Annotated in this window: 14 protein-coding genes; 8 read left to right on the plus strand and 6 right to left on the minus strand. The window is 48.0% G+C overall.

What is annotated here, in order from left to right; all coding sequences use genetic code 11:
- Nucleotides 1–32: 32 nt before the first annotated feature.
- Together ACV7NC_RS12460 and ACV7NC_RS12465 are read right to left on the minus strand one after the other, a co-directional pair.
- Nucleotides 33–1,217, minus strand: coding sequence for a YecA family protein (locus ACV7NC_RS12460; RefSeq protein ID WP_458152906.1), 1,185 nt, complete (start codon nucleotides 1,215–1,217; stop codon nucleotides 33–35).
- Nucleotides 1,201–2,199, minus strand: a complete 999-nt coding sequence (locus ACV7NC_RS12465) for a helix-turn-helix transcriptional regulator (RefSeq protein WP_458152907.1) — start codon at nucleotides 2,197–2,199, stop codon at nucleotides 1,201–1,203. The genes ACV7NC_RS12460 and ACV7NC_RS12465 overlap by 17 nt, the downstream gene beginning before the upstream one ends.
- Before the next feature lie 393 nt (nucleotides 2,200–2,592).
- Here ACV7NC_RS12465 and ACV7NC_RS12470 point away from each other — a divergent pair, with 393 nt between their 5' ends.
- On the plus strand, nucleotides 2,593–3,105 hold the full coding sequence (locus tag ACV7NC_RS12470; RefSeq protein ID WP_458152908.1) for a chemotaxis protein CheW: 513 nt from the start codon (nucleotides 2,593–2,595) through the stop codon (nucleotides 3,103–3,105).
- A 47-nt stretch (nucleotides 3,106–3,152) separates the two neighbouring features.
- Complete coding sequence (locus ACV7NC_RS12475; protein WP_458152910.1) at nucleotides 3,153–4,874, plus strand: methyl-accepting chemotaxis protein; 1,722 nt, start codon at nucleotides 3,153–3,155, stop codon at nucleotides 4,872–4,874.
- A gap of 58 nt (nucleotides 4,875–4,932) precedes the next feature.
- Here ACV7NC_RS12475 and rsgA read toward each other — a convergent pair whose 3' ends face one another.
- From rsgA to ACV7NC_RS12490, 3 genes are all read right to left on the minus strand, one after another.
- Entirely contained in the window at nucleotides 4,933–5,736 is an 804-nt protein-coding gene (gene rsgA / locus ACV7NC_RS12480) for a ribosome small subunit-dependent GTPase A (RefSeq protein WP_458152911.1), read from the minus strand.
- A 113-nt stretch (nucleotides 5,737–5,849) separates the two neighbouring features.
- Nucleotides 5,850–6,191, minus strand: a complete 342-nt coding sequence (locus ACV7NC_RS12485; RefSeq protein WP_458152912.1) for a 4a-hydroxytetrahydrobiopterin dehydratase — start codon at nucleotides 6,189–6,191, stop codon at nucleotides 5,850–5,852.
- Complete coding sequence (locus ACV7NC_RS12490) at nucleotides 6,188–7,444, minus strand: M48 family metallopeptidase (RefSeq protein ID WP_458154933.1); 1,257 nt, start codon at nucleotides 7,442–7,444, stop codon at nucleotides 6,188–6,190. The genes ACV7NC_RS12485 and ACV7NC_RS12490 overlap by 4 nt, the downstream gene beginning before the upstream one ends.
- 151 nt (nucleotides 7,445–7,595) lie before the next feature.
- Here ACV7NC_RS12490 and orn point away from each other — a divergent pair, with 151 nt between their 5' ends.
- Nucleotides 7,596–8,141 (plus strand): oligoribonuclease, encoded by a 546-nt coding sequence (gene orn / locus ACV7NC_RS12495; protein ID WP_458152913.1) that lies wholly within the window; start codon nucleotides 7,596–7,598, stop codon nucleotides 8,139–8,141.
- A gap of 91 nt (nucleotides 8,142–8,232) precedes the next feature.
- Nucleotides 8,233–8,646 (plus strand): EF-hand domain-containing protein, encoded by a 414-nt coding sequence (locus tag ACV7NC_RS12500; protein WP_458152914.1) that lies wholly within the window; start codon nucleotides 8,233–8,235, stop codon nucleotides 8,644–8,646.
- 74 nt (nucleotides 8,647–8,720) lie between these two features.
- Here the strand turns inward: ACV7NC_RS12500 and ACV7NC_RS12505 are convergent, their stop codons facing one another.
- A complete protein-coding gene (locus ACV7NC_RS12505; protein ID WP_458152915.1) occupies nucleotides 8,721–10,124 on the minus strand; it encodes a M16 family metallopeptidase in 1,404 nt (467 codons plus the stop codon).
- Between the two features lie 75 nt (nucleotides 10,125–10,199).
- On the opposite strand from ACV7NC_RS12505, the gene ftsY reads away from it, so the two are divergent.
- The 4 genes from ftsY (at nucleotide 10,200) to rpoH (ending at nucleotide 13,766) form a co-directional block, all read left to right on the plus strand.
- A complete protein-coding gene (gene ftsY, locus ACV7NC_RS12510) occupies nucleotides 10,200–11,225 on the plus strand; it encodes a signal recognition particle-docking protein FtsY (protein ID WP_458152916.1) in 1,026 nt (341 codons plus the stop codon).
- A 25-nt stretch (nucleotides 11,226–11,250) separates the two neighbouring features.
- Nucleotides 11,251–11,904, plus strand: coding sequence for a cell division ATP-binding protein FtsE (gene ftsE / locus ACV7NC_RS12515; protein ID WP_458152918.1), 654 nt, complete (start codon nucleotides 11,251–11,253; stop codon nucleotides 11,902–11,904).
- Nucleotides 11,901–12,812 carry a permease-like cell division protein FtsX gene (gene ftsX, locus ACV7NC_RS12520; RefSeq protein WP_458152919.1) on the plus strand — a complete coding sequence of 304 codons (912 nt, stop codon included), beginning with the start codon at nucleotides 11,901–11,903 and terminating at the stop codon, nucleotides 12,810–12,812. The genes ftsE and ftsX overlap by 4 nt, the downstream gene beginning before the upstream one ends.
- 108 nt (nucleotides 12,813–12,920) lie before the next feature.
- Nucleotides 12,921–13,766 carry an RNA polymerase sigma factor RpoH gene (rpoH, locus tag ACV7NC_RS12525; RefSeq protein ID WP_458154935.1) on the plus strand — a complete coding sequence of 282 codons (846 nt, stop codon included), beginning with the start codon at nucleotides 12,921–12,923 and terminating at the stop codon, nucleotides 13,764–13,766.
- Nucleotides 13,767–13,777 lie beyond the last annotated feature (11 nt).

The raw sequence follows: 13,777 nt of genomic DNA on the forward strand, positions 1-13,777 counted from the left end.
TTCCGTACTTCCGGGTGGTTGTTAAGTTTTTCCTACTCTTCCCGGCGTTTCCTGGCTTGGGCGCTTTCGCCTTGATCCTGCATGTGCTCTAGCTTTGCTTGCGGAGATTCGATGACGCTGGTTTTGTAGCGGGCTTCCGGTAATAATTTTTTGATCAGTTTCTGGAATTGTTGCGCGCGTTTGTCGGAATTGACTTCGACGGTGAGCTGGCGGCCGTTGATCTTGATGTGGCCGAGGATGGTGTTATCCCAGGATTTGTTCTTGGTATTGTTTTTTTTCAGCCATGGAAATTCGATGCGGTGCAGTCCGCCTGCCGAGTCAAATTCGGCGTCTTGCAGAAGTTCGTCTTCGGCGCTGTCGATGCAAAGCTGTTTGAGCGCGGTGAAAGCGGCTTGCGGAGACTGTATGTCGTAAACGAGTTTTTGAAATACCATCGCATCGCCGTCGGTATTGCGCAGTGACGGCGTGGGTGGATTGAATAGCCGGTCGTAAACTACTTGATAAATGGCGAGCATTTCATGTTCGTATTTTCCGAGCAATGCGGGCGACGGCGGATTTTCTGATTCGAGTAATTTTTTGCGCAGCTCCAGAATGGCAAATTTTTCTCCGGGCGGAATAAAGAAAGCGGCGCTGGCTTCCAGTATCGCGACGTGATCGACTTTAACCAGCTTGCCAAATACGATTTGCCAGGCTTCGGCGTGCACCGAAGCGGAATGCTCGGTGGCGTAACATTCTTCGCCGGTCAGAATGTCGCGCAGCAGGAATCCATCGCCGGGGCGCACCGACACAATGTCGAAGAAACTGAATGGCGTTACGCAGCATTGTTCGATGTAGCGTTTCAGGAGCGGATCGAGCTGCCGGCCATGCTTGCCGAGAAATGCTTCCCCGGTTGTTTTTTTACGCGGGGTATCGGGGATTGAATCGTCCGGGTGCCAGTTAAAAAAGAACCAAGGCATGAATAACTGCAAGTGCGGCGTGTTCGGAGAAAATTCCTCTTCACTCCATAACGTAAAGTCTCCCCATGCTTCCAGCAAGGCGTGCTGGCCCCAATGGTTTTGCGAGAATTTCAGTAATTTTTCAGGCAGTCCATTAATTGCACGGCGTATCTGGTGCCATAAAAAATCCTCGGTTTGTTGTGTTTCTTGCGCCTGCAAGCAGCATTGTTTGTATTTTTTGCCGCTGCCGCAAGGGCAGGGGTCGTTACGTCCTGTTTTCATGTTTGTTCCTTGTCACATAATATTCTTGCGCTTGCTGCAAGTTTAACAGGATGGTTTGGCGTAATGTCTCCGGCGCGATGACTTCAACCGCCGCACCGTGCTTGAGAATGTCCATTACCAGTTCGGTTTTGCTGGCGTAGGGGATGTGGAGTTCATAGCGGCCATCGGGCAGGAATTTTCCTTGCTGCCGCGGGTGCCATTGCTCGTCGGCGACCCAGCGGGCGCGCTCGGTTGTGAAACGTAAAATGGCGGTGCGGGTGGCTTTGCCGGCGAAGATGCCGTAGCCGGTGGCGAAGTGTTCGTCGAGTTCGGCTTCCGGAATTTCGCGCGCGGCGGTATCGAGCAGGGTTGACGCGGCGATGCGTTCCACCGCGAAACTGCGCAAGGCTTCGCGTTTGTGGCACCAGGCGTCGAGATACCAGTTGTCGCGGTAATGTGTGAGGCGTTGCGGGGATACGGTGCGTTCGGTTTGTTGATCGCGGCTGCGGCTGTGGTAGGTAATGTTGAGTTGTTTGCGTTGCAGCACGGCGCTGGCGGTTGTTTGAAAATGTTTCAATCCGGTTTGCCTGCCCATCATCCTCAGGATGCGGATGCGATGGGCGGTGATTGGCGGATTGTTCGAATGTTGCGCTGCGAGGATTTTTTCCAGCCGGTCTTTGACCGGTTTGAGTTGCGCGCCGAGCAGGTCCGGCTCGATTTGTTCGAGCAATTGCTGCGCGGTCAGCAATGCGTGCAATTCGTTGGCGTCGAACCAGACGTCGGGCAGTTCGAAAACATTGCTTTCTTTGGTGTCGTAGTGATAACCGTTACGGTCGCGGTCGTATACCAGCGGGGCGTTGAAATTATCCCGCAGCATATCGATGGCGCGAGTAACCGTCGCGCGTGAGCATTCCAGCAGTTCTTCGAGGCGCTTATGCGAGACCGGCAGGCGATGGGCCGCCAGAATGCGGTGTAGCTGATAGAGCCGTTGAAAAGGATTCAATCGCGTAGTCCTGTCGTTTTAAAGTGTCATTTTCCATACCGGTATTGCCCTCCCTGACCGGCGCTTGCCACCTTCCTGAAAGTATTCTTCGCGATTATATCGCCGCGATCATGATGCGGCGGAATAGTTTATATTAATCTTAGTTGTTGATTAAATATTGCTGGTGTTTGCTTTAAACAGAATTAATCTGGTTTATTTTAATTTATCCATTAATATTCAGCAGTTTATTATATTAATATGTTGTGTGAAGGAATTATCCTACAGATTTAAAGGAACTTTTCTTAGAAAAAATAAGAAATTACTGGCAGAACCTAATGAATGAGGTTCCGTAATTAACACTTCGTTTTAATTGATTCTTCTGGTTTTAAGATAGCACAAAAGGAGCACTAATCCATGTTTCAGGAACAAACGGCAAATAAAGCGACGGAATCCGCTGATGCAGTAGTTGCAGGCACAACAAACGAGTATCTGACTTTCCGCTTGGGAAATGAAGAATACGGGATTGAGATCCTCAAAGTGCAGGAGATACGTGGATATGAAGCCATCACACAGATAGCCAACGCACCGAACTTCATAAAAGGGGTGGTGAATTTACGCGGCATCATAGTGCCGATCATCGATATGCGGATTAAGTTTAATCTGAGTGACGTTAATTATGATCAATTCACGGTGGTGATTATTCTGAACGTTGCGGGTCGGGTAATGGGTATCGTGGTGGATGGCGTATCTGATGTGATCAATTTGACAGCGGATCAATTACGGGCGGCGCCAGGATTGGGGGCGGTTATTGATACCGAATATATCATGGGGTTAGGAACCATTGATGATCGAATGCTCATTTTAATCGACATCGAAAAAATGATGAGTAGCAGTGATATGGGTTTGATCGAACCAAGCACTAATTGATTATAAAGGCTAGTTGGATATTGGTAGGTTACTTTGAGGAGAGTTAAATGTTTAATAATATGACGATTAAATCAAAACTGATGTTGGTCATTGGCATGCTGTCAGTGCTACTCGCTGGTGTTGGCGGTTTGGGCATTATGGGCCTGAATCAAACAAATGATTCTTTTAAAGGTGTATACGAGGATCGCGCTGTTCCCCTGGGAGATCTAGGCTTAGTTCTGGATCGTATGCAGCGGGTTCGTCTCAATGCGGCAATCGCTGCTTATGCCAGGAGCGCGGAAATTGTAAAGGAACGTCAAAATATGACGAATCAGCGAGACGCGGAAATCTCGGAGATGTGGAAAAAATATATGACTACAAATCTCACATCTGAAGAGGGGGCGTTAGTCGAAAATTTTAACCAGCAATGGCAAATCTATACCGAATCGCGCAATCGCACTATGGCTTTAGCTGCCGCAGGAAATTTTGATGCTGCAATTGAGAATATGGTGAATGATGCTGGACCAAAATTTGATGCAGTTCATGGAACAATGATCAAGTTACTCGAACTGCAACGTACTGAGTCAGCAAAAGAATATGCTGCTGCGCAAAGCAATTATGAAACGATATTTATGATTACCGTTACAACGATCGTGCTTGGAACGCTTCTCGCGGGTGTGATTGGATTCTTGCTAATTCGCGCCGTGATAGGCCCGCTCAACGAAGCGGTAGCGGTAGCCAATGCAGTAGCAGCCGGTGATTTGACTAGCCGGATTGATGTGAATTCGACTAATGAAACAGGACGATTGCTGCAAGCACTTAAAACTATGAATGACAATCTGGTTGACTTAGTTGGAAAGGTACGCATGGGTACAGACCAGATTGCTACGGCATCAGGAGAGATCGCATCGGGCAACTCGGACTTAAGCCAGCGCACCGAAGAGCAAGCATCGAGCCTGGAAGAAACTGCATCGTCGATGGAAGAACTGACATCCACCGTGAAGCAGAATGCCGATAATGCCCGCCAAGCGAATCAACTGGCGGCAGGTGCATCGGAGGTTGCGGTCAAAGGTGGTGCGGTAGTTGGTCAAGTGGTGCAGACCATGAGTTCGATCAATGAAAGCTCGAAGAAAATCGTCGACATCATCAGCGTGATTGATGGCATTGCGTTCCAAACCAACATTCTGGCATTGAATGCCGCAGTCGAAGCAGCACGGGCTGGGGAACAAGGCCGCGGATTTGCAGTGGTGGCAACGGAAGTACGAACCCTGGCGCAACGCTCAGCGGCGGCAGCGAAAGAGATCAAAGAACTGATCAGCGACTCGGTTGCAAAAGTAGAAGATGGAACACGGCTGGTCGACGAAGCAGGTGCGACGATGGACGAAATCGTGAGCGCGGTGAAACGCGTAACCGACATCATGAGCGAAATTTCCGCGGCTTCGCAGGAACAAAGCTCAGGTATCGAACAAGTCAATCAAGCGGTAACGCAGATGGATGAAGTGACACAGCAAAATGCAGCGCTGGTGGAAGAAGCGGCAGCGGCGGCTGAATCGATGCAAGAGCAAGCGCAATCGCTCACGCAAGCGGTCAGCGTATTCAGACTGGCAAGTGGAAGTGCTGCGTCGGTGCCAGTAACAAGAAGTAGCCGCACCGGTTCAGTAGCGAAGCTACCGAATCGCGGTCCGGCAACGAAGAGAACAGCCGTAGCACCCAAAGCAATCACAGCCAGTGAACCGGCGCCTCGCAAAGTTGCAGCCGGTGGCGGTGGCGATGATTGGGAAGAGTTCTAAAGATGCCTTGGAGTATCACTGAAGGATCGGGGATACTCCATTTTATTAATAATAAATCCTATCCAATTAAGCTCGTGCCGGAACGATCCCGGCACAGCAATTTATGATAAAAGCCTAACCGCTTCTCGGTAATTTTTCCTTGTTTCACCGCTGCTAGCACTGCACACTCAGGTTCTTTGAAATGGCGGCAGTTGCTAAATTTGCATTGTCCGAAATAGGGGTGAAATTCGAGGAATCCCCACGCTAGATTTTCTTCCTTAATGTGATTCAAGCCAAACTCCTGGAAGCCGGGGGAATCGATAATGGCGCTGTCACTATCAAAGTGATAGAGCTGTGAATGCGTAGTGGTATGGGTGCCAGAGTCCAGCGCCAGGGATATCTCAGCGGTGGCGCGTTGTGCTTCCGGAATCAAGGCATTGAGTAATGTTGATTTGCCCATGCCGGATTGTCCGGCGAGAACACTCAAATGATTTTTTAAGAATGGGCGTAGCACGGAAACATCCTGTAGAGCGCTGACCGGCAGAACGCGGTAGCCTAAATCCCGATACAGCGACAGCGTTGAAAGTGCGTTTTGAGTCGGTTCGATTAAGTCAGCTTTATTTAGTGCAATCAATACTGCGATATTTTCACTTTCGGCGGCGACCAGACAGCGGCTGATCAATTCTTCACTAAAACTTGGAATAGCCGCGACGACAATGATTACTTGTGTAACGTTGGCGGCGATGATTTTTTCCTTGTAGGCATCACTGCGGTAGAGCAATGAGGTGCGCGGTTGCACTGTCTCAATTACACCTTGTCCGATGGTGGTTAATTGGTATTCAACCTGATCACCGCATGCGACACCGCTTTTTTTGCCGCGCATGACACAAGAGACAATTTCACCGTTAGCTGTTTCAACTGAAAAGTGTCTGCCAAATGCAGCAACAACCAGCCCGGTCTGGCAGGGCGGTTGTCGCTTGTGATTGCGGCTAATATTCAAATTGCGAATAACTTGTCAATTTTCGCCGCGCAAATGAAATCATTTTCGGACAATCCGCCAATGGCATGGGTGGTGTAGGTGACTACGCACTGATTGTAGCCGACCAGCATATCGGGATGATGATCCTCGCGGTGCGAAATCCATGCAACTGCATTTACGAATGCCATGGTTTGATAGTAATTCTTAAAGGTATGGGTTTTACTGATTTGTTTATCCTGTAATTGCCAACCCTCAATTTGCTGCATGAAGGTAGCTATTTCACTGCTGGATAGCGATGGAACACCGCCTTCGCAAGGTTTACATTGTTTCGATGATAAATCGCATACGGTTGTATTCATACTTGTCCCTGGTTTTGTAAATGCGCGACACGGATCGATGCTGGCGGGTGTGAATCGTAAAATGCCGAATGCAATGGATCAGGTGTCAGTGTCGCGGCGTTGTCTTGATAGAGTTTTACCAACGCATGTATCAAATCATCCGCGGAAGCGTTTTGCGCAGCATAGGCATCGGCTTCGAATTCATGCTTGCGGGAATACAGACTGGAGATTGGATGCAACAGGAAAGTGAATACCGGCATCACCAGAAAGAACAGCAATAACGCCATCGCGGTTGACGGCACGCTGTCGACAGCTACGCCCAATCCTTCGTAAAACCAGGTTTGTTGCATCGAATAACCCAATAGCCAAAGGAATCCGAGGCTGATGATGAAGGATACCGCGATGCGTTTGATGACGTGGCGCAGTTTGAAATGACCCAGTTCATGCGCAAGTACAGCCTCGATCTCGCCTGGATCAAGGCGCGACAACAGGGTATCGAAAAACACGATGCGTTTGGTTTTGCCAAAACCGGTGAAGTACGCGTTGCCGTGATTGCTACGGCGTGAACCATCCATTACGAACAAGCCACTGGCGGTGAAACCGCATTTATCCATCAACCGCTCGATGCGCGTTTTCAAAGCGGCATCTTGCAACGGTGTGAATTTATTGAACAGCGGCGCGATCCAGGCGGGATAAATCGCCAGCACGAAGAGGTTGAACACGATCCACGCAAACCAAGCGTACAGCCACCAGAGATCCCCCATTTTTTCCATCAGCCACAGTATGCAAAATAACAACGGTGCACCCAGGAGCAGGCCGATAGCAGTTTGCTTGACCAAATCGATGAAAAACATCAGCGGGGTCATTTTGTTGAAGCCGAAGCGTTCCTCGATGACAAACACGCGGTAATAGCTTAATGGGAGCTCAGCTGCGCTCATGATCATGAAAGTGCTGATAATCAACGCCATGCCATGAACGACCGGATCGCTAAACCAGCCAGCCCAGATTTCGCTTAAAGCATTCAAACCGCCACCGAGGGTAAATGCCAGCAGCAGCACAACATGCAGAAGGATACCGGGATATCCGGCAGCGGTTTTGGCGCATGTGTAGTCCGCTGCTTTTTGGTGATCAGCCAGGCTGATCGTGCTGGAAAATTCTTCCGGTACTTTGTGCTGATGTGCCCGAACATGGCGGATGTGCCGGAAAGATAGCCAAACTTGCGTCAGTGTGGTGACCAGAAGTGCAAATAAGAATATCAAAGTAAATGTTTGCATAGTCATTATCTAAAGTTTATTGATTTGAATTCAAGATAGATTCAAGCGGAGTTGCAATCTTGAGTCTGCATTTTCAGTCTGATTAAAAGTGACTGTATGTCGTCGATATGACACAATTCAACGCTTAGCATTCAAAAATTTTATAAACATTATGGCACAAGATAACAATAACCTCATCTGGGTGGACATGGAAATGACCGGACTCAATCCGGATACCGATCGCATCATCGAAGTGGCTGTCGTGATTACTGATTCGCAGCTGAATACGGTCGCAGAGGGGCCTGTGCTGGTTGTGCATCAGCCTGGTGATGTGTTAAACGGTATGGATAAATGGAATCAATCGACACATTCCAAATCCGGCCTGATCGATAAGGTGAAAGCTTCGCGTCTGAATGAAGCGGAAGTGGAATCGCAGTTGCTGGAATTTATCAAGTTGCATGTGCCGCCCGGTGTATCACCGATGTGTGGAAATTCAATTTGCCAGGATCGGCGCTTCATGGTGCGCTCGATGCCGCAACTGGAAGCTTATTTTCTTTATCGAAATCTCGATGTCAGTACCTTGAAGGAGCTGGTGAAACGCTGGAAACCGGGGATCGCATCGGGTTTTAATAAAGAGAGTAAGCATGAAGCGCTAGCGGACATATATGACTCTATCAATGAACTCAAATACTACCGCCAGCATTTTATTAATGTATAAGGTGCAATTTCCCATGAACTTTCATGGAACCCTCATTTCTAAAGGGCTTGCTTCGCCGGTCTTTGGTTAATCACTGTTATGGAGAAATAAAATGTTTCATAAAAGAAGTAATTGGGTTCTGGCTGCTATTGCGCTATTGACATTCTGTGTTCCAGTGGCTTTTGCAACTAAGGCAGATAGCCATCAGCATCAAAGCGGACAGCACGACGGACACGGTAACTCAACATCCGGTCACAGCCACGATCAGCATGACGGTCACCAGTGCGAGCACATGGTGGCGGTTGATGCCAATAAAGATGGAAAGATCAGCAAAGAAGAGTTTATGAAACATCACGAGCAGATGTTTGATAAAAAGGACATCAATAAGGATGGTTTTATTGATAAAAAAGAAATGCATCGCATGATGGAAAAAATGCATCAGCATATGCAAGAGCACAAACACGAACATGAACATGGTGACCATCAAACGAAAAAAGGTCACGCGCATGGCGATACCAAAGAATAGTATGTGTTAGCGATTTTGGCAGCGGCTTTTTTCTCCTCTTCTCCTTTAGGCCGCTGCCAAAATTTGACAATCGGTTAGTGTCTTAATCCGACCGGCGCCCGTGAAGGCGTTTTTTGTTCCAAAGGTTGTGGATCCAATACCGCAACGGTCAAGCTGTCATCATTAAAGTACTTTCGAGCAACATCGCGGACTTGTTCCGCAGTGACTGCTTTTAGTTTCTCCAAAATAAGATCCGTGTCCCGATAGGATAGCCCGATGCTTTCCAATCGACCGATTTGCATGGCCTGCGAGAAAATGGAATCGCGCTGATAAACATGACCGGCAATTACTTGTGCTTTAACTCGAGACAGTTCTGCTGCGGTTATTCCGTTTTTAGCAATTTTTTCAATTTCCCCTCGTAATGCCTGTTCCAGCTCCGCGATAGTTTTACCTGCGCTTGGTACCGCGCTAAGGAAGAAAAAACTCGGCCCACGCGCCATAGCGCCATAGCCTGCGCTCGCCGAGCTGGCAATCTGGCTTTCACGCACTAGTGATTTATTCAGCCGTGCGGATGCGTTGCCATCCAATACTCCTTCCAGAATTTCCAAAGCGTAAGGCTCCCAATCTTCCTGGGTATTTTTGATCGCCGGAGCGTGGTAACCCATAATCAGATAAGGTAATTCCGCCGGTGCCTTGACGGTTATTCGTTTCGAACCGAGTTGCGGCGGTTCTGATTGTGGTTTCCGCTCATTGAAAGAAAACAATGGGCGAGACTCAATTGCACCGTAGTATTTTTTTGCTAACTGATGCACTTCTTCGGCATCAACATCGCCGACCACTACCAATATTGCATTGTTCGGCGCATACCAGCGATCATACCAGTCTTGCACATCCTCGGCAGTCATGTTTTCTAGATCATTCATCCAGCCGATGATTGGATTTTTGTAAGGATGCGCTTGATAGGCGACTGACATCATTTTTTCGTACAGCAATGAACGCGGTTGATCATCGGTACGCAATCTTCTTTCTTCCATGACGACTTTGATTTCTTTTTCAAACTCTTCTTTGGTAATCAACAAATTGCGCATTCGATCCGATTCCAGTTCCATTGCCATGGGCAAATGCTTTTTGTGCAATTGCTGATAATAGCCGGTGTAGTCGTAACTGGTAAAAGCATTTTCGCGTCCACCAGCCGCTGCGATTTTTTTTGAGAATTCACCATTCGGAACTTTTTCCGTGCCTTTGAACATCATGTGTTCCAGTACATGCGCAACACCGGTAACACCATTGACTTCATCGATACTGCCGACTTTGTACCAGATTTGAGTGACCACCACTGGTGATCGATGGTCTTGTTTCACAATTAACTTCAGGCCATTATCGAGCAAAAATTCATGCGGATTGGCCAGTGTGCTGGAAGCGATCGTTAAGCCGATGATCAGTAGAAAATTGTAGATTGAAAAGACGCTAAAAAAAGTGTTACGGTTATCAGAATTCATTTTTACTAACCAAAATGTGAGTAAACAGACTAAAATCGCGTTTTGAGAATATCATTACTCTTAGAGCCTACCAGAATGTTTAGTTTTTTTAAATCTAAAAAAGATCCAGCAGATTCAACTGAAATTCCGGCTCCATCAGATACGGTATCCGAATCCAACCCGGAAGAACCGGTCAGTTTTGCCAGTAAGCTCAAACAAGGTCTTGCCCGAACCCGGCAGAATTTGGGCAGGCAGTTATCCGGTCTGTTCGGCGGTGGTAAGATCGACGAAGCATTATACGAAGAACTGGAAACTATACTTTTGACATCCGATATTGGCGTCAGCGCAACGCAGCAACTCCTTGAGGATTTGCGCAAGCAGGTTAAGCGCGATGGTCTGACCGATTCCGCGCAATTGAAGCAAGCACTGAAGGATTCTTTGACCGCTATGCTGAAACCGTTGGAGCAGTCATTGGATATTAGCTCGCATAGCCCGTTCGTTGTTATGATTACTGGTGTGAATGGTGTGGGAAAAACAACATCGATCGGTAAGCTGGCCAGGTACTTCCAGAATCAAGGAAAAACGGTGTTGCTGGCAGCTGGTGATACGTTTCGTGCAGCGGCGCGGGAGCAGTTGATCGCATGGGGTGAGCGCAATAATGTTGTTGTCGTGGCACCTGATAGCGATCCTGATAAAAAAAGCGATCCGGCGGCAGTGATTTTTGATGCTGTTAATTCTGCCAAAGCGCGCGGCATTGATATCGTGCTGGCGGATACTGCCGGACGGTTGACGACGCAATTGCATTTGATGGAAGAAATCAAGAAAGTAAAACGCGTAATCGCTAAGGCTTTGCCCGATGCGCCGCACGAAGTGCTGCTGGTATTGGATGCAAACACAGGCCAGAATGCGCTGGCGCAAGTGAAAGCGTTTGACGAAGCGCTCCAGGTAACCGGTTTGATTCTTACTAAGTTGGATGGTACAGCTAAAGGCGGGGTGGTCGCGGCAATTGCCGCGCAATATCCGCAAAATCCCCCGGCTCTGCGCTTTGTGGGAGTCGGTGAAGGCGTGGACGATTTGAGGCCGTTTGACGCGAAAGAATTTGTCGAAGCGATGTTCGATTAAGCAAACTGAGAATTTAAAGCCGACCATGATTGTTTTTAAAAATGTCAGCAAACGCTATCCAGATGGCTACGTTGCGCTGAATAATGTTGATCTGACAGTGCAAGCCGGTGAAATGCTTTTTCTCACCGGTCATTCAGGGGCTGGCAAAAGCACTTTGTTAAAGTTGATCGCAGCCCTTGAGCGGCCGACTTCGGGCACGATTTCCATCAGCGGGCAAAATATTGCACAGCTCAAACCGGCTGCCATTCCATATCTGCGCCGCAAAATCGGTTTTGTTTTTCAGGATCACAAGTTGTTATTCGATCGCACTGCATTTGAAAATGTGTTGCTGCCGCTGCAAATTGCTAATTTTGAAAGCAAGACTGTGGCTTCCCGGGTACGAGCCGCGTTGGATAAAGTTGGGTTGCTGAAAAAAGAAAAATCCATGCCGATCGCATTGTCCGGTGGAGAGCGTCAACGGCTCTGTATTGCGCGTGCGGTGGTGCATCGTCCGTCGATATTGATTGCGGATGAACCAACCGGTAATCTGGATGTGGAATATGCCCGCGATATCATGGCGATGTTCACATCATTCAACCAAGTCGGCGTTACCGTGCTGATTGCTACTCATGATGCATCGTTGCTGGAAGATACACAGCATCGGATTTTGTCACTCAAACAAGGAAAGTTGGCTGCATGATGCGCGCATGGCTGACACAACATGCGTTTGTATTTTTTCATACGCTAAAGCGATTGGTCTCTGCGCCGGTCACAAGTTTGCTGAGCATTACGGTAATGGGTATTGCGTTGAGTTTGCCAACCGGAATTTATGTGCTTATGGAAAACTTGCAATCCATGTCCGGGCAAGCAGCCGGTGCACCGCAAATGAGCGTGTTTCTGCAACAGGATGCGCAGCAAAGTGATTTCAACCGTGTCAAACAACGATTGCAGGAAGAATCACGAATTGTAAGTTTTCAATTCATTTCCAAAGAAGCTGCATTGAAGCAGTTACAGCAAGATAGCGGTTTTGCTGATGTCATGGCAGGATTGGTGCGAAATCCGCTACCCGATGCATTCATTGTGCATTTGGAGCACAATTCTTCTGATGCGCTGGAACAGTTGCGCGCGCAGATGCAAAGATGGCCGGAAGTGGCCCATGTGCAATTTGATTCCGAGTGGATAGAACGGCTTAATGCACTGCTTCAACTGGGACGCGCGGTAATTCTAATGTTGGCGACACTGCTGAGCGTCGCCATCATAGCCATCATGTTTAATACCATTCGCTTGCAAATCCTGACTAAGCGCGATGAGATCGAAATTTCAAAACTCATTGGCGCAACCGACAGTTTTATTCACCGGCCTTTTTTATATTTTGGCACTATTCAAGGATTGGCCGGAGGTATCGCAGCGTGGTTGATTGTGACTTTCTTCATTGGTGCTCTGAATGAAGAGCTTGGGGTGCTTGCTGGCATGTATGAAGTGGATATTCATCTGCAGCATTTGTCGTTACAGGATAGTTTGAGCTTGCTATTGTTCTCAGCCTGGCTTGGATGGCTAGGCGCACGCATTTCCGTTGCAAATCATCTCTGGCAAATCGAGCCACGTTAAGCTTGCTTATTGCTGTGAAACTTTTCAAAAGTTTGGCACTCTCATCTAGGGAGTGCTAGAATGAAAATATTAGAAGCTCGCACAATACCCTTACAGGAGATTATTACAATGACGAATGCTTTGACACTACCGGCTGTTGGTGGAAGTATTGAAAGTTATATTCAGTCTGTAAATTCTTTCCCAATTCTCTCACAAGAGGAAGAAACGAATTTGGCGCAGCGTTTATGGAATTATGGTGAAATCGAAGCTGCGCAAAAACTGATTTTGTCCCACTTGCGTTTTGTCGTGGCCATAGCGCGCGGCTATAAAGGATACGGACTCCCGCAAGCGGATTTGATTCAAGAAGGCAATATTGGCTTGATGAAAGCGGTCAAACGCTTTGATCCTGAACGTGGTGTTCGCCTGGTGTCGTTTGCAGTACATTGGATTAAAGCTGAGATACATGAATTTATCATGCGCAACTGGCGGCTGGTTAAAATAGCGACAACCAAGCAACAACGTAAATTGTTTTTTAACTTGCGGAGCATGAAGCAAGGTTTGGATACCATGAATCCGCAAGAGGTCGAAGCCATGGCAACGCAATTAGGCGTTAAATCGGAAGAAGTGGTGGAAATGGAAAAACGTTTCAATGGCTCCGATATTTCTTTGGAGCCGCTTTCCGATGAGGAAGACGATACATTCAGTCCGATCAGCTATCTGACCGATGGCGCTGAACCATCGCAAATTTTGGAAAATGTACAAATTACCCAGTTGCGTGAACATAGCTTGCAACAATCGTTGGAATGCCTGGATGATCGCAGCCGGCACATCATCGAATCGCGCTGGTTACGGGAGAAAGACAGTGCAACACTCCACGATCTTGCCGCAGAACTGGGTGTGTCGGCGGAGCGGGTGCGCCAAATCGAAGCCAAAGCCCTGCAAAAAATGCGCGGTAGCATGACGTCAGCAGTTTAAAAACTATATAA

The sequence above is a fragment of the Nitrosomonas limosa genome (assembly GCF_054188085.1).